The organism is Brevibacterium sp. BDJS002 (assembly GCF_028201555.1).
Lineage (GTDB): Bacteria > Actinomycetota > Actinomycetes > Actinomycetales > Brevibacteriaceae > Brevibacterium > Brevibacterium aurantiacum.
On record NZ_CP116392.1, the window covers coordinates 120,149 to 144,681 of the forward strand.

At 65.2% G+C, this 24,533-nt stretch carries 18 protein-coding genes and 2 pseudogenes; 14 read left to right on the forward strand and 6 right to left on the reverse strand.

The features are described from left to right. Window positions 1-116 precede the first annotated feature (116 nt). Complete coding sequence (locus PGC08_RS00565) at window positions 117-542, forward strand: hypothetical protein (RefSeq protein WP_271709241.1); 426 nt, start codon at window positions 117-119, stop codon at window positions 540-542. A 658-nt stretch (window positions 543-1,200) separates the two neighbouring features. Then, window positions 1,201-1,569: a hypothetical protein gene (locus PGC08_RS00570; RefSeq protein WP_271709242.1), complete on the forward strand. Its 369-nt coding sequence runs from the start codon at window positions 1,201-1,203 to the stop codon at window positions 1,567-1,569. Window positions 1,570-2,296: 727 nt separating this feature from the next. Here the strand turns inward: PGC08_RS00570 and PGC08_RS00575 are convergent. Beyond that, the gene (locus tag PGC08_RS00575) at window positions 2,297-3,238 is read right to left on the reverse strand and encodes a GlxA family transcriptional regulator (RefSeq protein WP_271709243.1); all 942 of its coding nucleotides are present in this window, start codon (window positions 3,236-3,238) and stop codon (window positions 2,297-2,299) included. A gap of 107 nt (window positions 3,239-3,345) precedes the next feature. On the opposite strand from PGC08_RS00575, the gene PGC08_RS00580 reads away from it, so the two are divergent. Continuing rightward, window positions 3,346-3,657: a putative quinol monooxygenase gene (locus PGC08_RS00580; protein ID WP_075846768.1), complete on the forward strand. Its 312-nt coding sequence runs from the start codon at window positions 3,346-3,348 to the stop codon at window positions 3,655-3,657. Window positions 3,658-4,287: 630 nt separating this feature from the next. Further along, window positions 4,288-5,612 (forward strand): annotated as a pseudogene (locus PGC08_RS00585) (ISL3 family transposase). 373 nt (window positions 5,613-5,985) lie between these two features. Here the strand turns inward: PGC08_RS00585 and PGC08_RS00590 are convergent. Then, window positions 5,986-6,501, reverse strand: a complete 516-nt coding sequence (locus PGC08_RS00590; RefSeq protein WP_114385045.1) for a YqeB family protein — start codon at window positions 6,499-6,501, stop codon at window positions 5,986-5,988. A 109-nt stretch (window positions 6,502-6,610) separates the two neighbouring features. Here PGC08_RS00590 and PGC08_RS00595 point away from each other — a divergent pair, with 109 nt between their 5' ends. Continuing rightward, complete coding sequence (locus PGC08_RS00595; protein ID WP_271709244.1) at window positions 6,611-7,237, forward strand: TetR/AcrR family transcriptional regulator; 627 nt, start codon at window positions 6,611-6,613, stop codon at window positions 7,235-7,237. Between the two features lie 172 nt (window positions 7,238-7,409). Next, window positions 7,410-9,368 carry a hypothetical protein gene (locus PGC08_RS00600; protein ID WP_271709245.1) on the forward strand — a complete coding sequence of 653 codons (1,959 nt, stop codon included), beginning with the start codon at window positions 7,410-7,412 and terminating at the stop codon, window positions 9,366-9,368. A 262-nt stretch (window positions 9,369-9,630) separates the two neighbouring features. On the opposite strand, the gene PGC08_RS00605 is transcribed toward PGC08_RS00600, so the two are convergent. Then, entirely contained in the window at window positions 9,631-10,086 is a 456-nt protein-coding gene (locus tag PGC08_RS00605) for an Lrp/AsnC family transcriptional regulator (RefSeq protein WP_009883814.1), read from the reverse strand. A gap of 419 nt (window positions 10,087-10,505) precedes the next feature. Here PGC08_RS00605 and PGC08_RS00610 point away from each other — a divergent pair, with 419 nt between their 5' ends. The 3 genes and pseudogenes from PGC08_RS00610 (at window position 10,506) to PGC08_RS00620 (ending at window position 14,799) form a co-directional block, all read left to right on the forward strand. Then, window positions 10,506-11,282: an electron transfer flavoprotein subunit beta/FixA family protein gene (locus PGC08_RS00610; RefSeq protein ID WP_009883815.1), complete on the forward strand. Its 777-nt coding sequence runs from the start codon at window positions 10,506-10,508 to the stop codon at window positions 11,280-11,282. An 11-nt stretch (window positions 11,283-11,293) separates the two neighbouring features. Continuing rightward, window positions 11,294-12,272: pseudogene (locus PGC08_RS00615) on the forward strand (electron transfer flavoprotein subunit alpha/FixB family protein). 1 nt (window position 12,273) lies between these two features. Further along, entirely contained in the window at window positions 12,274-14,799 is a 2,526-nt protein-coding gene (locus tag PGC08_RS00620; protein ID WP_271709246.1) for a cytochrome b/b6 domain-containing protein, read from the forward strand. A 132-nt stretch (window positions 14,800-14,931) separates the two neighbouring features. Here the strand turns inward: PGC08_RS00620 and PGC08_RS00625 are convergent, their stop codons facing one another. Next, window positions 14,932-15,594: a GntR family transcriptional regulator gene (locus tag PGC08_RS00625; protein WP_009883818.1), complete on the reverse strand. Its 663-nt coding sequence runs from the start codon at window positions 15,592-15,594 to the stop codon at window positions 14,932-14,934. A gap of 106 nt (window positions 15,595-15,700) precedes the next feature. Between PGC08_RS00625 and PGC08_RS00630 the strand changes: the two genes are divergently transcribed. The 5 genes from PGC08_RS00630 (at window position 15,701) to purU (ending at window position 21,863) form a co-directional block, all read left to right on the forward strand. Beyond that, window positions 15,701-16,918 carry a sarcosine oxidase subunit beta family protein gene (locus PGC08_RS00630; protein ID WP_069599173.1) on the forward strand — a complete coding sequence of 406 codons (1,218 nt, stop codon included), beginning with the start codon at window positions 15,701-15,703 and terminating at the stop codon, window positions 16,916-16,918. A gap of 26 nt (window positions 16,919-16,944) precedes the next feature. Further along, entirely contained in the window at window positions 16,945-17,277 is a 333-nt protein-coding gene (locus tag PGC08_RS00635) for a sarcosine oxidase subunit delta (RefSeq protein WP_009883820.1), read from the forward strand. After that, window positions 17,274-20,219 (forward strand): glycine cleavage T C-terminal barrel domain-containing protein, encoded by a 2,946-nt coding sequence (locus tag PGC08_RS00640; protein ID WP_271709247.1) that lies wholly within the window; start codon window positions 17,274-17,276, stop codon window positions 20,217-20,219. Before PGC08_RS00635 ends, PGC08_RS00640 begins: the two co-directional genes overlap by 4 nt. Next, window positions 20,212-20,892: a sarcosine oxidase subunit gamma gene (locus PGC08_RS00645; protein ID WP_271709248.1), complete on the forward strand. Its 681-nt coding sequence runs from the start codon at window positions 20,212-20,214 to the stop codon at window positions 20,890-20,892. The genes PGC08_RS00640 and PGC08_RS00645 overlap by 8 nt, the downstream gene beginning before the upstream one ends. A 116-nt stretch (window positions 20,893-21,008) precedes the next feature. After that, a complete protein-coding gene (purU, locus tag PGC08_RS00650) occupies window positions 21,009-21,863 on the forward strand; it encodes a formyltetrahydrofolate deformylase (protein ID WP_009883823.1) in 855 nt (284 codons plus the stop codon). A 10-nt stretch (window positions 21,864-21,873) separates the two neighbouring features. On the opposite strand, the gene PGC08_RS00655 is transcribed toward purU, so the two are convergent. Both PGC08_RS00655 and PGC08_RS00660 read right to left on the reverse strand, forming a co-directional pair. Next, window positions 21,874-22,863 (reverse strand): Ldh family oxidoreductase, encoded by a 990-nt coding sequence (locus PGC08_RS00655; protein WP_101556808.1) that lies wholly within the window; start codon window positions 22,861-22,863, stop codon window positions 21,874-21,876. An 84-nt stretch (window positions 22,864-22,947) separates the two neighbouring features. Further along, a complete protein-coding gene (locus tag PGC08_RS00660; protein ID WP_271709249.1) occupies window positions 22,948-24,525 on the reverse strand; it encodes an aminotransferase class I/II-fold pyridoxal phosphate-dependent enzyme in 1,578 nt (525 codons plus the stop codon). Between the last annotated feature and the right edge of the window lie 8 nt (window positions 24,526-24,533).

Here is a 24,533-nt window from a genome sequence, read left to right on the forward strand (position 1 = left end):
AGTAGATCAACATTTCTTGTGCAATTTCGTCTTTTTGGGGGATGTGCGGAGGCCGAGTATGAACATAACCTCTATACCGGCTGAGGACTACCGGAGTTCCAGCAGAGAGGAATCATGTGAAGAAGATGCTCATTGCAGGGGTAGCGGCAGCGGCCCTGACGCTGGGGGTTTCAACCAACGCTGAAGCAGCAAGCTACACCTGGTATAACGCGGGATATAACGACGTGCAGAACGGCTCTCTCAACGCCCAGGTCTACTCCAATGGCAACCGTGTCTCGAAGGCCAAAGTCACGTACAAGAAGACGAAAGGTTCGGGGGTTTCGGTTAAGTTCGGATTCCAGGCGGTCAACAAGAAGGGCGGAGCTCAAGGCCCGGTGTCGTGGTCCGGAACCTACAAGATGAAGTCGAAGCAAACAAAGACAGCGACGTTCTCGTGCTCTGCGTCGTTGAGCAGCAAACGGCCATGCGCTCGTGCTCTGATGAAAGACACGATTTCGGGCAAGAACTACTACACGAGAACGACGTTCTGTACAGGACTGTAAATGCTTAGATATCTAACTGCACTGCCCTACGCACTTCCGGTCGCGGCAGTTGGTGCGATCGTTGCAGCAGTAATCGCAAAGCCTGTTGGCCGACGGCTTCGAGAGCATCCAGTAATCGTGTTCTTCTGGATGGCGAGCGTGTCCGTTGTGATCGCTGCGACAGTGACACCGTCAGGGCACGCGCCGGGATTGAACGATGGTTTGACGACGACCCGAGTCTGGGCGTGGTCGTTCCCGGCCCCAGGGGCGCTATTCTCGGTCAATTGGCAGTCGATGAACCTGCTGCTCTTTGCGCCATTAGGGGTAGCTAGTGGACTGTTCCTTCGGTTCCGCCACATTGTCGGGGCCGCTTCCATTGCGGCGTTACTGTCGCTTGCTGTCGAACTTGTCCAGTACATGGTTATCCCGCTGGGCAGAGCACAGTTCAACTCAGCGACGGTCGTAATCGGATGGGTCGGGATTGTAGTGGGAATGCTGGTGGGAAGACTGGTAGCGAGCCAGATTCGGAAGACTAAACAAAAAGGGGATCAAGGCCAGCTGCAGAGCTGACTATGCCCCAAGTGTCAATACTTCAGACACGCAGATAGGGAACGAACATAGATGGGTCGAGTCGAATACGATGATTGGACTCCGGCCACACTGGATAGAACGGATAATTATGAAGAAGCTTGTCTCAATTGTTGGTGGGCTTGCCCTGGTCGCCGGTTCAACGTTCGCCGCGGGACCAGCATCGGCAGTGTTGAGTGAAGACATCCAGCCGGTAGAGTCTTCGCCTGCAGATGAAGACGCTCGAGTTGATTCGCTACTGAAAGACGGTGCCGAAGCAGACCCGCTGGAGCTTGTACCCGGTGCGACCACCGACCCTGACAAGGTCAAAGAGATTGACGAGTCGGGAGCTCCGGCAACTGTAGTGGTCGATCCTGACAACGGGAAGATCGTCGCAGCAAAACTGGAAACCACAATCTCGGCCCACAAGATATCAATTGTCGGCCTGGGTGTTCGGCGGCGAGCGGATATTTCTGTATGAGGGGCTCTAATTACTACGGGTTCAAAGGAACTGGCTCTCTGTCCGGGAAGTGGAAGAGCATCAAGTGGTTCCACACCGGCAATAAGCAGGGTGCAGTTCGATATGGAGGAAAGTGGCAGGGCTGGCACCCGAAGAACCGGGCCGTGCAACTGACGAAAGCCGTTACAGTGACTGGGCTAAAACGGCAGTAAAAGAAAGAAACGCAACTGTCACACTAAACACAGCTGAAGCCATGGACTATTCAGCTTTCGGCATCGAATTATGCGCGTTGTATTTGGGAACGTCCTCAGCGCTAGATGCTTTCGGGGTCTCTGCCCTGGTTCGCGGATAAGTGGCTCTTCCCAGATGAGGGTGTAGGTCGGCCGGGCGCGTCGGTCCGCAGATAGACGTCGAGATCTCCCGACGACGGAGGTTCCTACGCCATCCATCCGAAAGACCCCGACGTGTCCGACGCTACCCCGCCGGCCGGCTTCGGCCGCCCTGACCTGACCGCCTTCGCGTCTTATCCCAATCGACTCTGATCGGGTCTGCTGACCCTCTCGACGAGAACGCAGCGACATCACAGCCACCCAACCCCGACCGTCCGGGAAGCCGGGACACGTCACATGGCCTATGCTGCGGGCGTGTCGAGTGGGTCGTCCAGGGGCGACGCAGGAGCGTCGACGCGACGTGCTGAGAGCTGGTTCCAGTCGAGTACTAGCACACCGGCTACAGGCATGGCGATAGGTCAGGAACGGCGTCGCTCCCTACGCAGGAGGGAGCGCAGAGTCTCGGCGTTCGCGTAGCCGACCCGTAGCGCGATCTCGGCGGAGGTGAGGTCCGTGGTTGATGAGAGGTGCCGAGCTCGCTCGATGCGAAGCCGTTGGACGAAGCCGAGCGGAGTGAGGTTGAGCGCCGCACGGACTCGTCGTTCGAGGGTGCGCCGGCTGGTGCCGAGCGACTGCGCGACGAAGGCGACGTTGAACGGTTCGTCCAGGCGGGCGCGCACGAAGCGTTCGAACTCGACGACGATCGGGTCCTCGTGCCGGAGATGTTCGTAGGCGACGAAGGCCGCCTGCGACGGGCGCTCGTCGATGATGAGGAGCTTGGCGACGTGTTGGGCCAGGTCGGGGCTGATCGATCGCACGAGTGAGAGCGCGAGGTCGATGTGGGCGAACGCGGCGCCGGCGGTGACGAGGTTCCCGTCGACCACGACCATGGTATCGAGATCGAGGGCGACGGTCGGATAGCGCTTCAGGAACTCCGGCCCCAGGAACCAGCTGGTCGTCGCCCGCCGATGATGCATCCGTCCGGTCTCGGCGACAGCGAACACGCCGGTGCACGCCGCGGCGATCCGGGTGGTCGCCTCGTCGAGGCGCCCGAGCGAGGCGATGACCGAACGAGCATCTCGGCTCTGGAGGGCGTCGTTGGTAGCGGCGGCCGTAAGGGTTCCAAGCGCAGGGACGACGACCACGTCGAACTCTGCGGACTCCGACAGCGGGTGGTCCACCGACAGGGTCATCGATGCCGTCGTGGTCACTCGCCGTTTCGGTCCGAGGATGGCGAGTTCGATCGGGTCGATCCGCGGGTCGACATCGCCGCGGGCTCCGTCGGCCACCCGCACGATGTCGATGATCGACGCGATAGCCGAACCGAAGCAGCCGTCAATCGCGATCAGTCCAATACGCATGACGTAAACAATAGCAATACTGCCGCATACGCCACTACCCACCGGCCCTCGCTCGTCATAAGCTGAACTCGTCCCACGAAGAACCCCGACGTCAAGGAGAGTCCCTCATGTCCACACCCGCATCACTTCCGTATGCCTTCGTCGCCAAGATCGTCGCGGCCGATGGACAGCACGACGCGCTCGCCGATCTGCTCGCCGGCGCTGTCGCACTCGCCAACGAAGAAGTAGGAACGATTGTCTGGTTCGCGGTCAGGACCCACGCCGACACCTTCTGGATCTTCGATGCATTCCACGACGAGGCCGCTCGCGACGCCCACGCCAACGGCGCCATCGTCGCAGCCCTGATGGCCAACCAGCACCTCCTCAGCGCAGCACCCGAGATCCTGGCGGCCGACGTCCTCGCGTCCAAGCTCCCGTAGTCCGCCAACGCACGAGACGATCGCGCCCCGCCGATCCGTCGCCAGGTCGCGACGCAACGCCACGCTGCGTTGCCGAGCGGCGCGAGGCCTATCGGCACACGGACAGGATGCCGGCCGCGAGCGTCAGCCGGCGAGGGTCCGTCGCAGAGGAGAGCGACGTCGGTGTCGGGCAGAGCCGTGAGGCCAGCGCATCGCGCGACCACCAGAACCGAACAGCCCCTGCCCTGCGTTTCCGCAGGGCAGGGGCTGTTCGCCGGAGCTGCCTGTCGGAATCGAACCGATGACCTAATCACGTCGGCTTTGCGTCTATCGCTTGATGCGCCCACTGGGCGAACGAACCGCTGACCTGCGCAAACGCCGAGCGTGGGGGACGCCGCCATCCGGTGGTGACCGACGACGACCGACCAGTACCGACCGTTTCACCGGAGCTTGCGGCGGCGTCGAAGCCGAGCAAGCTCCATTCCTTTAGCTCACCGCGCCCTCCTCCTCGCCAGTCCCGTCGTCGTCGAAGACGTTTCAGGGGTCTTCTCAGATGACGGTGTAGGTCGGCCGGGCGCGGCGGTCCGCAGATAGACGTCGAGGTCTCCCGACGACGGAGGTTCCTACGCCATCCATCCGAAAGACCTCGACGTGTCCGACGCTACCCCGCCGGCCGGCTTCGGCCGCCTTGACCTGACCGCCTTCGCTCGACTCGACGGCCTCGGTCTGAGCGTGACCGGACAACGACTTGAACCGGATCGTGGGGTCCTCGCGTGCCGCGTGGTGGAACCAGATCAGTGGTGCCGACGGTGCGGCAGCGAAGGCGCTGCTCCTGACACCGCGATCCGGCGGTTGGCCCACGAGCCGCTGGGCTGGCGACCGACCGTGCTGGAAGTTGTAGTGCGCCGCTACCGCTGTGCCGACTGTGGACACGTGTGGCGCCAAGACACCAGCGCCGCGGCGGAGCCACGCGCGAAGCTCTCGCGCACCGGGCTGCGGTGGGCGCTGGAAGGGATCGTGGTCGCACACCTCACCGTCGCCCGTGTCGCCGAGGGACTCGGGGTCGCGTGGGACACCGCCACCAACGCGGTCCTGGCTGAAGGCAAGCGGCTGCTGATCAACGACCCCACGCGGTTTGAGGGCGTGAAGGTCATTGGCGTCGATGAGCACGTCTGGCGCCACACCAGGCGTGGCGACAAGTACGTCACCGTGATCATCGACCTCACCCGGTCCGCGATGGCGCCGGCCCAGCAAGGCTGCTGGACATGGTCGAGGGCCGGTCGAAGGCGGCGTTCAAGACCTGGCTCGCCGACCGCGACGACGCCTTCCGTGACGCGGTCGAGGTGGTGGCGATGGACGGCTTCACCGGGTTCAAGACCGCCGCTGCAGAGGAGATCCCGGACGCAGTCACGGTGATGGATCCCTTCCACGTCGTGCGCCTGGCCGGTGACGCCCTCGACAGGTGCCGGCGCCGGGTCCAACTCGCGATCCACGGGCACCGTGGGTTCAGGGACGACCCGCTCTACAAGTCGCGGCGCACGCTGCACACCGGCGCGGACCTGCTCACCGACAAGCAGAGCGACAGGCTACGCGCGCTGTTCGTTGATGACGCTCACGTCGAGGTCGAGGCGACCTGGGGTGTCTACCAGCGCATGATCGCCGCCTATCGCCACGAGGACCGGCAACGTGGCCGCGAGCTCATGGAGAAGCTGATCACCGACCTCAGCGCCGGCGTCCCCAAGGTGCTCACCGAGCTCACCGCCCTGGGCCGGACCCTGAAGAAGCGAGCCACTGACGTGCTCGCCTACTTCGAACGACCCGGCACCAGCAACGGGCCGACCGAGGCGCTCAACGGACGGCTCGAACACCTGCGCGGCTCCGCACTCGGGTTCCGCAACCTGACCAACTACATCGCCCGAAGCCTGCTCGAGACCGGCGGCTTCAGACCCCAACTCCTACACCCCCGATTGGGATGAGCCGGATAAGTCTGAAACCGGGACGTTGCGTCTAGCAAGCATGTGGACGCGTATGAGAGATTGCGTTTTTGCCGCGTGGTTGCCTGCGTTCCCACATTGTTAATCGGCCTCGGAGAACTATATTTCGGGGCCGATTCTCATTCGTGCCGACGAGAGAGCGGCGGTGTCGGCTTGGCTCGGCATTCTTCGTTGTCGCGGTTGTGGACGACGACCGCAGGGTTGGCATCGAGGACGTTGAAAAGCCTTATCGATATCGCCCTCGCCAGCTCGTCACTTCTGGATTACTTCCTCCCGTCGATCGCATCAGCTCTCGGTGAGAAGTCCTCTCCGAGCGGGGCGATGTACGCCGTCCCCACCTTCGGCGCCGCGGCCCTCAGATCTCGCCCCAGCGATATCCGCGGGAGGTGAAGGCCTCGGCAATCGCGGTCTTTTTGCCTTCGACATCTCCTTTGAAGGCCTGGTGCCCGCCCTCGGTGACGACGACGAGCTTGCCGTCGGTGAAGTACGCGGTCGAGAACGAGGCGCGGGAGATGCGCAGCGGGTGGTCGTCGTCTCGGCCGATGGTGATTCCGTGTTCATCGACGACCAGGGGAGTCGTCGATGCGGCGATGAAGAAGGCGGCGATGAGTCCGAGCAACCCGCCGATGATCGGTCGGGCGATGACGACCCACGCCTGGTCGAAGCGGCTGAGCTTCTCGATGACGTCACCGAAAGGGATGGGGAAAGTCGCGGCAATCGAGCCGAGGGCTGGAAGGAAGAAGCCGAGCGCCACCCCGATGCCGATGCAGACGAGGCCGATGACGACGACGTCGCTCCGACTGAGCGCGAACGTCGCGGGGGCGTGGGGCTGCTGGGTTGCGAAGTCGATCTTCTGCTGGGGCTGATCCATCACGTGCTCGATCCTCGAAGGCATTGTCGGTACTCAATGATACCAAAGTGGAACAACGCTGTTCCACAAGTAGACTGCTCTGTATCGTTCGCAGAGTCAGGGAGGGGTTGTGCCGGTGCAGGGAATGCGTCGATTGGGCCGAGAGGCGCTGGTCAGCGAGGCACTGACCCACCTTGCCGCGAACCCGCAGGCGTCGATGATCGAACTTTCACAGTCGATCGGCGTCGGTCGCACCACTCTTTACCGACATTTCGGTGATCGGGAGGCGCTCGTCGGTGCGGCGGCCCTGCTCGGTGCCCGGCGATTCGGTGAGGCGGTCATGAAGGCCCGTCCCGGCGAAGGGACCGGGCTGGCTGCGCTCGAGCGGATCTGTGCGGAGCTGTTCACTCTGCCCGATGTGCTCACCCTGCTCTTCGCCGACAACCCGATCATCACCGATGAATCCTTCGCCGAGGCGGCCGCCGAGTCCCGGTCAGGCGCTGAGTCCAGCACGTGCGCTGAATCTGCGGATGCCGAGGATGATCCCCTCGAGGCCGTCATCGCGATAGGGCAGGCGGACGGTTCCATCGATGAAGGCGTGCCCATCGGATGGGCGGCGGCGTTCGTCTACCTCACCATCGGCTCCGGACACCTCTACAGCGTGAGCGTCGGCGTCGACGATCCGACCGCGCGCGCCCAGTCTCTCGAGCTGACCATCAGGGCGGTGCGGAAGACCCTCGCTTCTCCGGGAGGCTGAGCGCTGACCAGGGCGTGAACACCGACCGGGCCCGCAGAGCTGTGTGCGGTACCGCCGACTCCCGAAATGTGATCTCGGTGAAGCCGCGGGGCCATGCCGGGGCAGTTGTGGGGCCGACGAGGTCTGACTTGTTACCGTTATTTCTTCAGTTCATCCTCGGCAGGAGCAATGCGTGTCTACTTTCTTCGACGGTCCCGAATTCCACGGAATGGCAGCGGGCGGCAAAATCAGCCACAACCCCGGCATGGGCGACGGGATGATGCGGGAGCTGGCGCCGTTCCTCAAGGCCGAAGGCATTGACGTCGATGATCCGAATGCGGACTTCACCGAGGCCGAATTCCACGCAGCCATGGAGAAGGCGCAGGAGGAATACAACCGCCGCCTGTTCACCCCGGTCGGTGCCCACCGCGGACTGGCTCTGGGGAAGCTGCGGTCGTTCTCCGTGGCCTTTGCCGAAGGCGACATCAAAACCGCCGAGGCTGTTGTGGCCTCCCTGCCCTCTGACCCCCAGGACTTCAACCCGAGCGTCGCGCAGGTGACCGGGGCAGCGATGGACCTCCTCGACGAATGGTTCACCGACGACGTGCACGGACCGAAGCTCGGCGGAGTGATGGCACCGAAGTGGTCGGCGAAGAAGTCCCGTGCCGTGGCCCGCGACATCCTGGCCCTGGCACATAAGGGCCGCGTCGTCGACAGCCTCGATCGCCTCATCGCCAGCAACAGCGGACGTCCAGTCCTCGAGGGCTCCATGCTCGCCGTAGCCGCCGCGGTCGCGCGGTTGGCCAAACGAAACAAGGTCTCGGAGCAGCAATTCGTCGACGAGCTCATGCCGCTCGACGGCTATCCGGAACCGGTTGCGGGCACCTACGGTTCCACCGACCGAGTGTTCCAGGACGACCAGGACGACCAGGACGTCCAGGACGGCCCTGCCGCAGAACAGGACCTGCCTGAGTGGCTCGGCGGATCGAGCGCCGAGGCGAGCGCACAGGCGAATCCCCACGCCGACCCGCAGAGCGTCGACGAACGAATGGACGCGGTCGAGAAGACCGTCTACGAGATGCCGCTCTATCAGCGCTTCCGCGACTGGCTGGCCGAGACCTACGACGACGTCGACGAGGACTCAGAGGTCTTCGACATCGCCCACCTCCTGTTCTGCATCGCCGTGTCCTCCCGCGCAGATATCGACGAACCGGAGGGAATCGACGACCTCCTCGACGTCCTCGAAAGCTTCGCAGTCGACGGACAGGAGGAGGCCGAGAAGACCGATGGCGAATCGCCGTCGACGGTGATCTTCCTCGACAGCCTCGAAGCTCTCGACAACTATCTCCGCTTCCGCATGGACACCGACGAGAACCCCGAACGCTGGAACGCCGCCCGCGCCCGAGCCGAGGCCGCGAGCATGCGCACCGACCCGCTGCCCTCGGCCCTGATGGCCGCAGTCGAAGCCAATGCCCTGAGTGAGGAGCAGCTCGCGCAGCCGTTGTCGGACAACCGCCTCGTTTCAGGTGTGGCCAGCATTCTCGAATGGATCGGCGACTCCCGCCCGTTGACCGGTACGGGACGGGTGAAGCGGGCCGATATCGCCGAGGCGGCCGAAAAGTTCGGCATCGACGCCGTCGGGGTTGCGTCGAACGCCCGGTACGAAGACGGCGTGAACTATGCGCGCAGCGCCGATGAGGTGCCCGTCCTCGAAGCAATGTGGGCCGTGATGCAGAGTGCTGAGATCACCGAGATCACCGGCACCAAGGTCCGCCCGGGAAGCGCCGCCGACGAGTGGAAGAAGGGTGAGGTGAGCGCGGATACCGCACTGCCGGTCATCGGCGCCTTCATCTACGAGCGGCTGCTCGACGTGATCAACCTCGTTCCCGGAGAGGACTACGGCGCCCCGGCGATCACGATCGCCCAACGCCTCATCGAGATCCTCACTCCTGACTCGGCACCCGAACGCCCCGACCTCGACCTCGGCGAGGTGCGCGCCGAGCGACTCTCCACGCTCTTGGCAGACGAGCTGCAGGAACTCACCGAGCTCGGGCTCCTCACAGCCGGCGGAGACACGCTGTCTGTCGAGCCGGTGTACAAGCGCATCGTCGCCGGTGCCGCGCTCATGCTGCTGTCGGGACCGCGCAGCTGAACAGTGACTGCCTCGCAGGCAGCGCGACCGAAAAAGTCTCCATCGATCTGTTGTGTACTCTCAATCCTCGGGTTAGGCTAGCCTATGAGAAATACGCAACGCTGATCTTTCCTAAGGTGGTTGACACGCTAGCTTGAAGTGTTGGATCCGGCGTCGGCGGTTCTCTCTGTTTCACGTCAAGAAGCCCTCGGCACAAATTCCGGTGCCGGGGGCTTCGCTCTGTCAGAACTGAGTGCCCTATCGGGCGGAAGCGCCGCGTTCCTCAGCCGGCGCCCGGCCTGTGGCCCTCCGCCTCATCGAGGATGAGGAGTGAGCGGGAGGACACGACGCCCGGGACTTCGTGGATCCGGCGGAGGATCACCTGCGACAGCGCAGTGTTATCCGGGGCATTGACCGTCACCAGGGCGTCAATGTCCCCGCTGACGGCTTGGACCTTCTCGACGAAGGGAAGGGCTGCCAGGTCATCGCGGACCTGCGGCCAGGGGCGCTCGCCGATCTTCACGACGACGACCGCGGTCACGGTCATGCCGAGAGCCTCGCGGTCCACCTCGGCGGTGAATTTTCTGATCGCACCCGATTCGATGAGGGTGGTGAAGCGCTTATGTGCGGCGGAGCGGGAGATGTGGACACGTTCGGCCAGCTGGCGCACGCTCAGGCGCGAGTCCTCGACGAGGGCGGCGATGATGCTGCGGTCGATGTCGTCGAGGTCGAATGCCACGGGGCGCTCCTTCACCGTTGATGTCTGCGTCTTGCCTGCGACCTCTGCGTTCAACCTGCCCTGATGCACTCGCGCGGAGAGGCGGCGATGGGCACCGGGAGGAATGGTCGGTCTCCTTCCCATTCTAGGGCCCCGCCTCGGCGAGGGGATGGCCCTGCGTCGAGGTCCCGTCGTCGACGACAGGGGGACCGCCTCGGCGAGGAAAGTCCGCATGGTTGCGGAGTCCGGCGCACTGGACAAATTCTGTCGATCGTTCGTACAGTTACGGAGATATCTGTGGTGCTTACCACGTACCATGGGTGATGGACATGATCGGTTCCAACCCGGACCCGGTCAACGGACGGAAATCAGCCACCTGTAGATTATGAGACGAAAGTCTCACGCAGCTGGAACTGCTTCACGAACCTAAGGAGTCATCCTTGAAGATCGCGGTGTTGGTCAAAGAGGTCCCGGATACGTACGGCGACCGCAAGTTGAACTTGGAAACCGGGCTCGCCGATCGCGGCGCCTCGGAAGCCGTCCTCGATGAGATCGGTGAGCGTGCCCTCGAGGTCGCCCTGACGCAGAAGGACTCCGACGGCGACACCGAGGTGACCGTCATCTCCATGGCGCCCGATACCGCGACTGCGACGATCCGCAAGGGTCTGGCCATGGGTGCCGACAATGCCGTGCACGTGGCCGATGAAGGCTTGGCCGGTGCGGATCTGGGCCTGACCGCCGAGGTGCTCGCCGCCGCTCTGCGCCGCGGTGAGTTCGACCTCGTCGTGACCGGCAACGTCTCCACCGACGGCAACGGCGGCATGATGCCGGCGATGCTCGCCGAGCACCTCGACTACCCGCACGTGACCGGCCTGACGACCGTCGAACTGGGCGACGGCAAGGTCTCCGGCACCCGCGCGGTCGAAAGCGGCAAGCAGCAGGTCTCGGCCGAACTGCCCGCCGTCATCTCCATCACCGAGGCGCTTCCCGAAGCCCGATTCCCGAACTTCAAGGGCATCATGGCGGCGAAGAAGAAGCCCTTCGAGGTCATCAGCCTGTCCGATCTCGACATCGATGCCGAGGACCTGTCCGTGGCCCGCTCGATCATGGTCACCGTCGCCGAGAAGCCGCCGCGCGAAGCCGGCGAGAAGGTCGTCGACGAAGGCAATGGCGGAGTCGAACTCGCCGAATACCTCACCAAGAACCGTCTGGCCTAAGGAGAATCGTCATGTCAGAATTCCCGCAGGACTCCATTCTCGTCGTCCTCACCGCCGATGCCGAAGGCCAGCTGGAGAAGCCGGCCGCCGAACTGCTCGGCGGAGCCGCTGAGATCGGCTCGCCCGTCGCCCTCGTGCTCGCCGCCGGCAGCGCCGACGCCGCTGCCGAGAAGGCCGCCGAACTCGGCGCCGTGGCAACCCTGCACCGCCGCAGCCGCCGAGGGCAACCTCGGCACCGCGGCCGTCGACGCCGTCGCCGCAGCCGCGGAGCTCACCGCTCCCGACGCCGTGCTCGTGCCCAACACTCTCGACGGTCGCGACATCGCCGGTCGCTACGCTGTGCGCAGCGGATCGTCCGTGTCCGTCGACGCCACCGGACTCGAACGCGACTCCGAGGGCATTGTGGCCAACCACTCCGTTTACGGCGGCGGCTACACCGCCTCGTCGGCCCCGACCTTCGGCGCGCCCATCGTCACCGTGCGTCTGGGCTCGATCGAAGCCCGCGCCGAGGCACAGGCCGCGAACACGCAGGCCCTCGAGGTTGCCGATTCCGGTAAGCGCTCGGCTGCGATCGATTCGTTCGAAGCTGTTGTCGAAACCTCCTCGCGTCCCGAGCTGCGCGGCGCGCAGAAGGTCGTCTCCGGTGGTCGCGGCGTCGGTTCGGAGGAGTCCTTCGAGCTCGTCGGCGAATTCGCCGACACCCTCGGCGCTGCCGTCGGTGCCTCCCGTGCGGCCGTTGACGCCGGTTACATCGCCCAGTCGCACCAGGTCGGCCAGACCGGTGTGTCGGTGTCCCCGCAGCTCTATGTGGCTCTCGGCATCTCCGGCGCGATTCAGCACAAGGCCGGCATGCAGACCTCGAAGACCATCGTCGCGGTCAACAAGGACGCCGAAGCCCCGATCTTCGACATCGCCGATTTCGGCGTCGTCGGCGACCTGTTCAAGGTCGTTCCCCAGGCCATCGAATCACTGAACGAGAACAAGTCCTGATATGGCAACCTATTCCAGTTCGCTGCGCTCGGGTCTGCCTCGGGTCGAAGGCGGAGACCCCTGGCCCCCGGAGGGCACCATCGGTGAACCCTTGGAAGAGGGCGCGTCATGGCTGCCGGAGACTGCCGAGACGGAGGAACTGGATGAAGGTTCCCCCGCCGAGGCGGCCGAGTCCGATGTGACCGAAGCTGAGGAATCGACGGGGACCGTCGATGACTCGGTCGAGGAATCCGCCGAGGATTCGTCGACCGGTGCTGCTGTTGCGGCGGGCACCGGCGCTGCCGGAATTGCTGGCGGTGCGGCCGCTGCTGCGACGGCGGGCGATGACGACGATGCAGCCGATGTCTCTCCTGCTGAAGCCGCTCCTGCGGCCGAAGTTCCGCTGCGCCGGGGACTGCCGCGCGTCGAAGGTGGAGAACCCTGGCCCCCGGAAGGTCTCGCTCCTGCCGGGGTGAAGGCCACCGGTGCGTCTGCCGCGCCCGCCGCGTCAGCCGAAGCGCCTGCTTCCGCAGAGCCTGCGGTCGAAGACGACGCTCCTGTCGAGGATTCGACCGAGGACGCGGCGTCCGTCGAGTCGGACGAAGAGTCCTCGGCTGCCCCGGCTGCCGCCGCTGCAACGGCCGGTGCCGGAGCTGCGGCTGGCGTTGCCGTTGCCGCCTCTGAATCTGCTCCCTCCGACGAGGTTCCGTTGCGCCGTGGTCTGCCGCGCGTTGAGGGCGGAGACCCCTGGCCGCCGGAAGGCTTCGCGCCTGCCGGGGTCAAGGCTGCAGGTGGCTCGGCTGCCGGTGCTGCTCCGGCAGCGGCTGTATCCGCTCCTGTCGAGAGCACAGCGGACGAATCTGCGGCTCAGCCCGATTCCGCCGAAGCCGCCTCGACTGATACGTCAGCCGATTCCACGTCTGAATCGACATCCGCTGCTCCCGCGGCCGCCGCTGCTGGCGCGGGTGCTGCCGGTGCCGGTGTGGCCGCAGATGCTGCTGGCCGCTCGGGCTCCGGAGAGCTTTCCGATGTTCCGCTGCGTCGCGGACTTCCCCGCACCGCCGGGGGAGACCCCTGGCCGCCGGAAGGGTTCGCACCTGCACACGCTGCGAAACCTGCCGCAGGCTCGGCTGCCGTTTCGGCTCCGACCGAGGAGAAGGCCGCTGAGACCACGTCGACCGGTGCCGCATCTGCCGAGGCCGGCAATCCTGCCGAGGATGCACAATCGACGGCCGAGGCGAAGCAGAGTGCGACGCCGGCCGCCGCTGACGGATCCGGTGAGAAGAAGCCCCAGGGTCGACGCGCCGGAATCGGTGGTGTCGGTGCCGGTGCGGGAGCCGCCGGTGCGGGAGCCGCTGCCGGTGCAGGTGCTGTGGCAGCGGGAGCCGCCGCGGCGTCGGACAAGTCCTCCGACGGAGCCGAGAAGAAGCCCGCTCAGCGCAAGCCGATGGCCAAGCCTGCGGCGAAGGCGGCGGACAAGCCCGCTCAGCGCAAACCGATGGCCAAGCCCGCCGCGAAGGCCGACGACAAGGCTGCCGCACGCACCGCGGACAAGCCGGCTGCGAAGACGGCACCGGCTGCGAAGGCCACATCGTCCGGTTCGGGCAGCACTGCCTCGGCGAAGCCCGCACCGAAGAAGGAACCGGTCATGATCGGTTCGAAGTCGCTGGGACAGTGGTCCAAACTCGTCGGGCTGGGACTCGGCGGACTCATCGTCGTGGCCGGGATCCTCATCCTCGCCGCTCGTGGTGTCACGACACTGCCGGGTGTGCCGGAGTTCCTCGAGCGCTACCCGGGCGAATACCACATCCCGGAATTCGTCGATCCCGGTTTCCCGGGCTGGGTGCGGTGGACGCACTTCCTCAACATCTTCTTCATGGTGCTCATCATCCGTTCGGGTCTGCAGGTGCGTCACCAGCAGAAGCCGCCGGCGTTCTACACCCCGAAGAAGGGTGGGAAGAAGATCAGCATCAACCTCTGGCTGCACACGAGCCTCGATCTGCTGTGGCTGGCCAATGGTGTGGTCTTCGTCGTGCTGCTCTTCGTCTCCGGGCACTGGGCGCGCATCGTGCCGACCAGTTGGGAAGTGTTCCCCAACGCGCTGTCGGCGGCGCTGCAGTACGGAACGATGGAATGGCCGATGGAAGATGCATGGGTCAACTACAACGCTCTCCAGCAGCTGATGTACTTCATCATCGTGTTCATCGCCGCCCCGCTGGCCGCGATCACGGGTGTGCGGATGAGCGAATGGTGGCCGAAGAACGCCACGACGCTGAACAAGATCTACCCGGCGCCGCTGGCGCGGGCGATCCACTTCCCGACGATGCTGTTCTTCGTGTTCTTCATCCTCGTCCACGTGTTCCTCGTGTTCACGACCGGACTGCGGCACAACCTCGGCTACATGTTCGCGGGTACCGAGATGCTCGGTTGGGCCGGACTCGTCTGGTTCCTCATCGCGATGGTCGTGGTCGTGGCCGGTTGGTTCGCCGCCAGGCCGCTGCTGCTGGCCCCGATCGCGAACGCGTTCGGACGGGTGTCGAGCCGCTAGGCCTCAACTCGTCGGCGCCTGGCCGCTGGGCCTCGAGTCCGAAGCTGGTGCCGTTGCCTAATTAACGAAGCCCCCGCAGAATCAACTGATTCTGCGGGGGCTTCGTCGTGTCCTTCTGCGGTGCGAGCACCCTCAGCGCAGGGCGGCGCGCAGGGTCGTGTCGAAGTCGCGGACGTGTTCGGCCGCGTGTGCCTCGACCGCTGACTCCTTGCCTTCGAGGATCGCTTCGAGCAGATCGATGTGCTCGCGGATATGGCCGATGAGGTCGGGAATGCGGGGGATGACGAGGCACCAGATCCGAGTCGCCAGATCGTCGAGGCGCACGAGAGTCTCCATGAGGTGGGGGTTGTCCACCGAGGAGTAGATGAGGCGGTGGACCTCGAGGTCGCGCTCCATGAGAGCGCGCGGTTCGTCGGTCTCCTTCAGCTCCCGCAGGTCGGCGATCGTGGCTTCGAAGGCTCGTCGGCGCTCGGGGGTGATGTTGCGGGCGGCCTTGCGGGCGGCGATGGGCTCGAGAACCTCACGCATCTCGGAGATCGTGGATAGATCCTTGAGATCGACGTTGCTCGCGAACGTGCCCCGGCGCGGGTAGGAGACGACGAGGTGGTCGCTCTCCAGGCGCTTGAGCGCCTCCCTGATAGGCGTCCGTCCGACGTCGAGCTCGGCGCTCAGAGCTGCCTCGTTGATGGGGTCGCCGGGAGCGATGTCGAGCATGATGAGGCGGTGGCGCAGGATCTCGTAGGCACGCGCGGCCAGGGACATCTTCTGCGACACTGCGTCAGCCGTCGAATCCATTTCCACACTCCCGAGAATTCCTATTGCGCATTTGCTTTTCCTCGTCATAGACTACAGGAACACACCTAATATATTAGTTGATGATCAAACGGTCGAAGGAGATCGCATGGCCGACCAGCTCCCCGAGCATCCCGACTTCCTGTGGCGCAATCCGGAGCCGAAGAAGTCCTACGAAGCCGTCATTATCGGTGGCGGCGGACACGGACTCGCCACCGCGTACTACCTGGCCAAGAACCATGGCATGACCAACATCGCCATCCTCGAGCGCGGTTGGCTGGCCGGCGGGAACATGGCCCGCAACACGACCATCATCCGGTCGAACTACCTCTGGGACGAGTCCGCGGCGATCTACGAGAAGTCGCTCAAACTCTGGGAGCAGCTGCCGGAAGAACTCGACTACGACTTCCTGTTCTCCCAGCGCGGGGTCCTCAACCTCGCCCACACACTCCAGGACGTGCGCGAATCCCAACGCCGCGTCAACGCGAATGCCCTCAACGGCATCGACGCCGAATGGCTCGACCCCAAACAGGTCAAGGAAGTCTGCCCGATCATCAACATCGGCGACGACCTGCGCTACCCGGTGATGGGCGCGACCTATCAGCCGCGAGCCGGCATCGCCAAGCACGATCACGTCGCCTGGGCCTTCGCCCGCAAGTGCGATGAGATGGGCGTCGACATCATCCAGAACTGCGAGGTCACCGGGATCGAACGCATCGGCGACAAGGTCATCGGCGTCGAAACCACCCGCGGCAGCATCGCCACCGAGAAGGTCGCCATGTGCGTGGCCGGAGACTCCTCGGTGCTGGCAGACATGGCCGGCATCCGCCTGCCGATCCAGTCCCACCCACTCCAGGCACTCGTGTCCGAGCTCTTCGAACCCGTGCACCCGACCGTCGTCATGTCCAACCACGTCCACGTCTACGTCTCCCAGGCGCACAAGGGCGAACTCGTCATGGGCGCCGGCGTCGACTCCTACAACGGCTATGGCCAACGAGGCGGCTTCCACGTCATCGAAGAACAGCTGGCCGCCGCTGTCGAACTGTTCCCGATCTTCGCCCGTGCCCATGTGCTGCGCACCTGGGGCGGCATCGTCGACGTCACCCTCGATGCCTCACCGATCGTGTCGAAGACCGAGGTCCAGGGTCTCTACGCTAACTGCGGTTGGGGCACGGGCGGCTTCAAGGGCACACCCGCGGCCGGACTGACCTTCGCTCACACCATCGCCAATGACGAACCCCACCCGCTCAATGCCCCCTACGCCCTCGACCGGTTCGAAACCGGTCACCTCATCGACGAGCACGGCGCCGCAGCCGTGGCGCACTGAGCGAACCCGAGACCAAAGGATCAGCCATGCTCCTCATCAGCTGCCCGAACTGCGGGCCACGCGACGAAACCGAATTCCACTACGGCGGCCAGGCACACGTGCCCTACCCGGCCGACCCTCACGCACTCAGTGACAGAGAGTGGGCCGAATTCCTCTTCTACCGCGACAACGACCGCGGCGCCTATGCCGAACGATGGAGCCACAGCCTCGGCTGCCGCAAATGGTTCAACGCCATCCGCGACACCGTCACCTACGACTTCACCACCATCTACCCCATGGGCCAGCCCCGACCCGACACCCTCGCCGAGGCTGCTCCCCAGTCCCCATCCACCGCCGATTCCGCAGGAGGAGTCCGATGACGCACTCCACCCATCCGTCCGGTTCACCCCGCCTCGATCACGCCACCGGCATCGACCGCACGCGACCCATCAGCTTCCGCGTGGAAGGAACGCAGTACTCGGGCTTCGCCGGGGACACCATCGCCAGTGCCCTCATCGCCGCCGGACGCATCGACTGCGGCAACTCGACCTACCTGGGCCGGTCCCGCGGCATCCTCAGCGCCGGAATCGAAGAGTCCAACGCCCTCGTCCGCGTCAAGGGTCGCATCCCCGGCGACGTCAGCGAATCCATGCTGCCCGCCACCCGCGTGCCCATCACCGAAGGCCTCGAAGCCGACTACCTGGCAGGGCTGGGCATCCTCGACCCGGGCCAGGACGAACTCGTCTACGAGCACAAGCACGTGCACACCGACGTGCTCATCATCGGCGCCGGACCCGCCGGTCTGGCCGCCGCACGAGAGGCCGGGAAGACCGGCGCCCGGACGCTGCTGCTCGATGACAGAGCCGCCCCCGGCGGTTCGCTGCTCTCGAGTACCGCAGAGACCATCGACGGAGTGCCGGCGAGCGATTGGATCGAGTCCACCGTCAACTCCTTCGCCGAGGCGGAGGAACTCACGTACCGAGCGAACACGACCGTGTTCGGCAGCTACGACTCGAACTACTTCGTTGCCCTCGAAGATCGCACACTTGAGCTCGTCGAAAACGGGGGATCCGGAGCACCGGGCAGCACGATGTCCCGGGCAGGCACACGCCAGCGGGTCTGGCATATCCGCGCCCAACAGGTCGTGCTGGCCACCGGAGCCCACGAACGACCGATCGTCTTCGCCGACAACGACCGTCCGGGCATCATGCTCGCCTCAGCCGTGCGCACCTACCTCAACCGCTTCGGCGTCGCCGCCGGGAAGTCCGTCGCGATCGCCGCGACGAACGACTCTGCCTATGAACTGCTGGCTGATCTACACGCGGCAGGAAACGAGGTGCCGGCGATCATCGACTCCCGCACCACCGCCTCGGCGATGGCAGAACGGGTCTCCCAGGACACGGGAACCCGGCTCATCCTCGGCTCCGCGGTCAGCGACACCGCAGGTGAGGGGCCTGCCGGACGCATCAGCCAGGTCACCGTCTCGGGCCTCGACGTCGACGGTGTGGCCACCGGCGAGTCCGAGGTCATCGACGTGGACCTGCTGGCCGTGGCCGGCGGATTCTCACCCGTGATCCACCTGCACGGACAGCGCAAGGGGCCGATCGAGTGGCGGAAAGACATCGCTGCCTTCGTCCCGAGCAGGCCCGTGCGCGATCAGTTCACGGTCGGCGCAGTCAACGGCGACTACTCGCTCGAGGCAGCTCTCAAACAGGGCGCCGAGGCCGGGCATGCGGCCGCGAAGCGCACCGGTTTCGCCGGTCCGCTCGACATTCCCGCGGCCGAGCCGATGACCTACGCGCCGGCTCGCCCACTGTGGCTGGTCACCTCGGCGGATGATGATCACACGGCGCTGACCACGCACTTCATCGACTTTCAGCGCGACCAGTCCGTGGCCGACGTGCAGCGGGCGATGGACGCGGGCATGCGCTCGGTCGAGCACATCAAGCGCTACACCTCGATCTCGACGGGCGGCGATCAGGGCAAGACGAGTGCGGTCAACGCCATCGGCGCCATCGCGACTGTGCTGGGGGAGTCGGATCTCGGCGCAGTCGGGCACACGACCTTCCGCGCACCGTTTGCCCCCGTACCCTTCGCGGCACTGGCCGGACGACGCAAGGGCGAGCTCTTCGACCCAGCCCGGATCACCTCGATCCACCCGTGGCATGTCGACCACGGTGCCGAATTCGAAGACGTCGGCCAGTGGAAACGGCCCTGGTACTACCCGAAGCCGGGTGAGGACATGGAGGCGGCGGTGCTGCGCGAGGGCAAGGCCGTGCGCGAATCCGTCGGCTTCCAGGACGCCTCGACGCTGGGCAAGATCGAGATCCGCGGCACCGACGCCGGTGCGTTCCTCGGCCAGATCTACACCAACGGCTTCGCCAAGCTCAAGGTCGGCAAGGGCCGCTACGGACTCATGTGCAAACCCGACGGCATGGTCTTCGACGACGGCGTCACCCTGCGCGTGGCAGACGACCGCTACTACATGACCACGACGACAGGAGGCGCGGCCACCGTCCTCGAATGGCTGGAGGAATGGCACCAGACCGAATGGCCCGAGCTCGACGTCGTCTTCACCTCGGTGACGGAAGAATGGTCGACCGTCGCGGTCGCCGGACCCAAATCCCGCGAGGTCATCGCCAAGCTCGCCCCGCACCTGGATGTGTCCAACGAGGCCTTCGAGTTCATGGGCTTTCGGGAGACGACCCTGGCGGGCGGGATTCCGGCCCGCATCTGCCGCATCTCGTTCTCCGGTGAGCTCGCCTTCGAGATCAATGTGGAGAACTTCTATGGTCTGGCCGTGTGGGAGGCCGTCGCCGAGGCGGGTGCTGAGTTCGACATCACCCCGTACGGCACCGAGACCATGCACGTCCTCCGCGCGGAGAAGGGCTTCATCATCGTCGGTCAGGACACCGACGGCACCGTGACCCCACAGGATGCCGGCATGGAGTGGATCGTCTCGAAGCTCAAGGACTTCATCGGCAAACGCTCCTACTCGCGCATCGACACGGCACGCGAGGACCGCAAGCACCTCGTCGGGGTCCTACCCGTCGACGGCACGACCCGTCTGGCCGAAGGTGCTCAGCTCATCACCTCGGGCACACCGGTCACCCCAGAGGCGGGCCCGGTCCCGATGATCGGGCACGTCACCTCGTCCTACATCTCACCGAGCATGGACAGGCCCTTTGGCCTCGCCCTCGTCGAGAACGGCCGGAACCGGACCGGCGAAATCATCCAGTCCCCGGTTGGCGGGACACTCGTCGACGTCGAGATCACCTCACCCGTCTTCTACGATCCAGAAGGGAACCGCCGCGATGGCTGACACCACACAGACGACCCAGCAGAGTCAGACCCAGTCCTCCACTGCGCAGCACAGCTTCGAGACCGACGCCGAGGTGCTCGATACCTTGCGTACCTCACCGGCGGCCCACCTCGGCGAGGACATGGCCCGCGCCACCGAACTCGGCGGGCAGGCCGTTGGCCTGCGGGAACGCAGCTTCGCTGTCCAGCTCGGATTGCGCGCCACCCCGGGAACAGCCTCGGCGGAGGCGCTCGAATCTGCTCTTGGGATCACCCTGCCTGGTCGGGTCGGCGAGGTCACCGGGGACGAGGCCGGCCTGCACACCCTGTGGCTGAGCCCCGACGAATTCCTCACCGTCGACGTCTCCCGGCGGCAGCGACCGGGGGAGACCCTCGTCGCCGAGGCGGCCCTTGAGGGACTGCCCGGGCAGGCCGTGGATCTCTCGGCCAACCGCACGATCCTCGAACTCACCGGCGTGAAGGCCCGTGAGGTGCTGGAGAAGAGCGTGCGCGCGGATCTGCACCCGCGTGCCTTCGGCGTCGGCCAGGCGATCTCGACTCAGATGGGGCCGGTGCCGGTCATCCTCCATCACTCGGCTGAACTCGAGTACCGGGTCTACCCGCGGGCGAGCTTCGCAGACTTTGCGGTCCGGTGGCTGCTCGACGGCATGGCGGAGTTCCTCAGCAACGGCTGACGGTGACTGACGGTTGAAGGTGACGGGCGGTTGAAGGTGACGGGCGGTTGAAGGTGACCAATGTGAGCCTCTCAACCAATGATTGAGTACACCCATCGAGCAAGGAAGCAGTGGATATGCAGGATTACGTCTTCACCCTGGAATGCGACGAACGGCCGGGAATCACCCACGCCGTGACCGGAGCCCTCCTCACTCACGGCGGTGACATCAAGGAGCTCAAGCAGTTCGACGATCAGTACACCGAGCGTCTGTTCCTCAGGATCGACTTCAGTCTCCAGGACGAGTCGCAGGGCGCGATCGAGGCACTGCGCGCGGACTTCGAAGGCATCGGCACCGATTTCGAGGCGTCGTGGAAGCTGTGGCCGGAGGGGGAGAAGCGTCGGGTCCTCATCATGGTCTCGAAGTTCGAGCACTGCCTCAACGATCTGCTCTTCCGCGCCCAGGTCGGTGAGCTGCCCATCGAGATCGCGGCCGTGGTGTCCAATCACCCCGACCACCGTGAACTCGTCGAATGGCACCACATCCCGTTCTTCCGCATCCCGGTGACCAAGGAGACGAAGCCGGAGGCGGAGGCGAAGCTGCTCGAACTCGTCGACCGCTTCGAAATCGACCTCGTCGTCCTCGCCCGCTACATGCAGGTCCTCTCCGACGACCTGGCACGGGAGCTGACAGGCAAGGCCATCAACATCCACCACTCGTTCCTGCCCTCGTTCAAGGGCGCCAAGCCCTATCACCAGGCATGGGAGCGGGGAGTCAAGACCGTCGGGGCGACCGCACACTTCGTCGACAGCGAACTCGACGAGGGCCCGATCATCGCCCAGCAGCTCGTCGAGGTCGACCACTCCTTCGGCCCCAAGGACCTCGTGGCCGCTGGCCGTGACGCCGAGTGCAAGGCCCTGTCCAACGCCGTGAAGTGGCACTGCGACGGCCGCGTGTTCCTCGCCGGGAAGAGGACTGTCGTCCTGCGGTGAGGCTGTAGATCTAGCGAGCGGCTCGCTCGAGCAGCGCGGTGTGGAGGTCCCCGGGCAGGTTGATGACCGTGTCATTGCGCTTGCGTCCGAAGTCGATTCCGAACTCGCGATCGAGTCTGGCCAGGTGCTCTTCGACCCGGAGTGTGTACTCCGGGTCGAAGGCATCAGCGCTGATGGCGATGACGAAGAGACCGGTCCCGGGAGTCGTCGTACCCTCATCGATGGGTGGTGCATCCACCGAGAAGTTCGCGCCCCCGTGGGCGGCGAGGAGTTCGATCATGAGCGCGAGATTGCTGCCCTTGACCCCACCGAAGGGAAGCAGTGAGCCGGCAAGGCCCGCCTCGGGGTCCGTCGTCGCAGTCCCATCTGGTGCCTGCGACCACCCTTCGGGGATCGACTCGCCACGGTCGGCCGCATCACGGATGTTGACCCAGGCTGTCGCGCTGCTGGCCTGATCAAACATGCGCGGCCCCTGCGGGTGAGGGAGCGCGAAGGACAGCGGGTTCGTCCCGGTGACCGTGTCGCGGCTGCCGAAGAGCGACATCAGCGCCGGGGAGTTCCCTCCGGCAAGGGCGATGAGTCCACGACGGGCCAAGCGCATCGTGTAGTAGCCGAGCTCGCCGGCAGGAAACGCGTTCATGATGTTGAGGATCGAGATGCCCAGATCCGTCGCCGACTGAGCGAAGCGATCGAACACCTCGTCGAAGGCGAGCTGGACGATGCCGCCGTCGGCGTCGACGAGGTGGGCCGCCGGCAATCTGTTGACCGAGTGCGGAACGGCAGCACCGTTGATCCGACCGGCCTCGAGCCCGTCGAGGTAGTCGAAGAGGTGCGCCGTGCCGACCTGGATCTTGCCGCGCCGATCCGCCGCGACCGTGGCAGCTGCCAGTGACCTCGCCAGTTTCTCCGAGCTTCCGGCGGCAAGAATCGTCGAGGTGCAGAGGCGCTCAAGCTCGGTCGCGGGCAGGGAAACGGTGGGCGAATCGTCGGAGGCGGGCATATTCTCCACGGTACCGCAGTGCCACGCGCGTATTCGCTGGTGGGACTGCCGCCCAAGGGTCGGCTCAGCTCGCCTCGGGTCAGTTCAGCTCGGCTCAGCGACGTCAGTGTCGGCCACGACGGCAAAAGTGTCCATGCGCGAATCCTGGGCGCCTCGGACATAACCCGAGGGCGCTGCCGCGGTCGCACGGAGGAAGTCGACGACCTCAGCGCTGAGCACCTCACCAGGCAGGACATTGGGCACACCGGGCGGGTACGCGGCCAGAGAATCCGCGGAAACCCGGCCGACCGCCTCGGCGAAGGGGACCGTCTGGGACTCGGCGAAGTAGGCATCGCTGATGTCCAGACGCTTCTGGCAGCTGCCGGGCAGCACGATGGGACGCTCCGGCTCGGCCTCCGAGCGCGGCAGCTCCTGCAGAGCCGTCCAGAAGCGATCCACGTCGACGGGCGAGGTCGCGCCGATGAGCAGCAGCAGCGCCGAGGGAGTGGCCAGCTCACAGTAGATCCGATGGTCCCGGATGAGCTGGTACTGGGCCTCGGACCCGGTGATTCCGGCACCGCGGGTGTCGATGATGACCTTGAACGGATCGTTGTCGATCGCATCATGACCGCCGAGGATGTCGGGAGTCGCATCGCGGAACCGGGTGTCGTTCTTGACCCGGGTGCGGATCTCCTCGGCCGTGTCCAGGGCCGTCTCGATCGCCTCCGGGTGGGTGACGAGATGACGACGTGCCTCGTCGAGGGAGGACAGCAGGATCGCACTCGAGGAAGTCGACTGATAGGACTTCACGACCCGATCGACGAGCGTCTCGATGCGCTTGGCCTGCGGTCCGTGCCCGAGATGGACCATCGCCGACTGTGCGAGGGAGCCTGCACCCTTGTGAGTGCTGGATATGACGAGGTCGGCGCCCAGGCGCACTGCGTTGACCGGCAGCTTCGGGTGCATGCCGAAGTGGGAGCCCCAGGCCTCATCGACGATGAGGGGAACATCGTGGCGGTGGGCCACCTCGGCGATGGCGGCGATGTCGGCGACAGCACCGAAGTAGCTGGGGGAGACGAGGTAGACGGCGGCGGAGTTCGGGTGCTCACGCAGGGCGAAGTCGACCTCGGCCGGGGTGACGCCGTGGGAGGAGCCGAGCCCGGGATCGACGCGGCCGTGGACGAAATGAGGGCGCAGTTCGGCATGGGTGACGCCGTCGATGACGGAGGAATGGACGCTGCGCTGGAGGACGAACTCGCGGCCTAAGCCGCGCACGACGGTCGTGGCGATGTGATTGCCGCCCGATGCTCCGTTGGTGATGAACCAGGTCCGCGAAGCACCCCAGGCCTCGGCGGCGAGCTGCTGGGCGGCCATGATCGGGGTGACGCGATCGTGGTTGATCATGCGCCAGTTGTCCTGGTCGACGCCGCTGAAGAGCATGGGGAAGTCGATGCTCATGCCAGCCTCCCCGACGACCTCGGCCAGGCCCGGGGCATGGTCACGACTGCCCTGATGAGCGGGCACGTGCAGACGCTGCCAGTCGTCGGCGGCCAGGGACCGCAGGGCTTCGGCGTAGGGAGCGGTGTGTTGGCGGGGGTCGATGGACGTGTTCGCTTGCGTGGGCGCGGGGGTTGTCGCGGTGCGGGTCGCGGAGTCTGGGTGCAGATGTGTGTCAGCGAGCATGTGTCCCA

What these genes read in the sequence shown, in the direction of transcription:
- PGC08_RS00570 (WP_271709242.1), top strand. Translation starts at nt 1,201, where the DNA reads ATGAAGAAGCTTGTCTCAATTGTTGGTGGGCTTGCCCTGGTCGCCGGT.
- PGC08_RS00575 (WP_271709243.1), bottom strand. Translation starts at nt 3,238, where the DNA reads ATGCGTATTGGACTGATCGCGATTGACGGCTGCTTCGGTTCGGCTATC.
- PGC08_RS00580 (WP_075846768.1), top strand. Translation starts at nt 3,346, where the DNA reads ATGTCCACACCCGCATCACTTCCGTATGCCTTCGTCGCCAAGATCGTC.
- PGC08_RS00590 (WP_114385045.1), bottom strand. Translation starts at nt 6,501, where the DNA reads ATGGATCAGCCCCAGCAGAAGATCGACTTCGCAACCCAGCAGCCCCAC.
- PGC08_RS00620 (WP_271709246.1), top strand. Translation starts at nt 12,274, where the DNA reads ATGGCAACCTATTCCAGTTCGCTGCGCTCGGGTCTGCCTCGGGTCGAA.
- PGC08_RS00625 (WP_009883818.1), bottom strand. Translation starts at nt 15,594, where the DNA reads ATGGATTCGACGGCTGACGCAGTGTCGCAGAAGATGTCCCTGGCCGCG.
- PGC08_RS00630 (WP_069599173.1), top strand. Translation starts at nt 15,701, where the DNA reads ATGGCCGACCAGCTCCCCGAGCATCCCGACTTCCTGTGGCGCAATCCG.
- PGC08_RS00635 (WP_009883820.1), top strand. Translation starts at nt 16,945, where the DNA reads ATGCTCCTCATCAGCTGCCCGAACTGCGGGCCACGCGACGAAACCGAA.
- PGC08_RS00640 (WP_271709247.1), top strand. Translation starts at nt 17,274, where the DNA reads ATGACGCACTCCACCCATCCGTCCGGTTCACCCCGCCTCGATCACGCC.
- PGC08_RS00645 (WP_271709248.1), top strand. Translation starts at nt 20,212, where the DNA reads ATGGCTGACACCACACAGACGACCCAGCAGAGTCAGACCCAGTCCTCC.
- purU (WP_009883823.1), top strand. Translation starts at nt 21,009, where the DNA reads ATGCAGGATTACGTCTTCACCCTGGAATGCGACGAACGGCCGGGAATC.
- PGC08_RS00655 (WP_101556808.1), bottom strand. Translation starts at nt 22,863, where the DNA reads ATGCCCGCCTCCGACGATTCGCCCACCGTTTCCCTGCCCGCGACCGAG.
- PGC08_RS00660 (WP_271709249.1), bottom strand. Translation starts at nt 24,525, where the DNA reads ATGCTCGCTGACACACATCTGCACCCAGACTCCGCGACCCGCACCGCG.